At 73.6% G+C, this 1,167-nt stretch carries 2 pseudogenes; one reads left to right on the top strand and one right to left on the bottom strand.

Going from position 1 to position 1,167, the window contains the following annotated elements:
* Nucleotides 1-238 precede the first annotated feature (238 nt).
* Nucleotides 239-753 (top strand): annotated as a pseudogene (locus tag AOK16_RS22870) (GlxA family transcriptional regulator); the annotation flags it as partial.
* A gap of 207 nt (nt 754-960) precedes the next feature.
* Here AOK16_RS22870 and AOK16_RS22865 read toward each other — a convergent pair.
* Nucleotides 961-1,167, bottom strand: a pseudogene (locus AOK16_RS22865) (Zn-dependent alcohol dehydrogenase); the annotation flags it as partial.

Genomic DNA, 1,167 nt, shown 5'->3' with positions numbered 1-1,167 from the left:
GCGCGGACGAGGCGGCGGCCGAGGCCGGTCCGCTGCTGTTCCACCGCGGGGTGTTCGGGCGCTTCAACTCCTCGTGAGACTCCGGATTCCGGGGCGGATGACCAGCGCCATGAGGGCCGCGGCGGTACACAGGGCGCCGGAGGTGGTGGATACGGGGTCCGCGCGTCCCGCGGGGTGCGGCGGAGAAGGCGGGTCCTCCCTTCAGGGGGAGCTGGGGTGTCTGCGTCACCGGACCAGCATCGACGACGGGGACGTGCTCACCTCCGCCGGGGTGGCCGCCGGGATCGACCTGTGCCTGCACATCCTGCGGCGCGACCACGGCGCGGCCGTCGCCACCGACGTGGCACGGCGCAGTGTCGTACCGCCGCACCGCGACGACCGCCAGGCGCAGTACATCCGGCGTCCGGTGCCCGAGCCGCAGCGCGCCACCACGGCCGCGGCCCGCGCCTGGGCCCTGGAACTGCTCGAACAGCCCATCCGGCTACGGGACATGGCCGGGCGGGGGTCGATGAGTGTGCGGACCTTCACGCGGCGGTTCCGGGAGGAGACGGGGGTCAGCCCATTGCAGTGGCTGGTCCGGCAGCGGGTGGAATGCGCCCGGCAGCTCCTGGAGGAGACGGACCTGCCGGTGGACCGCATCGCGGCCGACGCGGGCTCGGCTCCCCGGCCTCCCTGCGCCAGCACCTCCAGACGGCCCTGGGCGTCTCCCTCACGGCCTACCGGCGCACTTTCCGTGCCGGATCCGGGAGTTGACCACCGGCCACGACCCCCTATGGGGACTGCCGGGGTGGCCGGCAGTACGCGCCCGCGTACGCGCGTGGAGCCGGTGGAGGAGGCGAGCGGGGCCCGAGACCGACGGAACGCGCCCGCGCGCGTGGAGCCGGTACTCCCCCACCACGCTCACGGCCATGAGCGCGAGCCTCGGACCCACGCCCACGAGGACGGCGGTCGAGGGCTCTCCTAGAACGTGAGAACCCCCCGGGCCACGCGCCCGTGGTGGGCGTCGTCCGCGGCCTTGGCGAAGTCCTCTACCGGGTAGGTCTCGGTGACCAGTTCGTCGAGCTTGAGGCGGCCGGAGCGGTAGAGCTCGGCGTAGAGGGCGATGTCGCGCTGGGGGCGGGAGGAGCCGTAGCGGCAGCCGAGGATGGACTTGTCCATGTACATGGA

Source organism: Streptomyces pathocidini (genome assembly GCF_001418495.1).
GTDB classification, from domain to species: Bacteria; Actinomycetota; Actinomycetes; order Streptomycetales; family Streptomycetaceae; genus Streptomyces; species Streptomyces pathocidini.
This window is presented reverse-complemented; position numbering and strand designations above follow the sequence as displayed.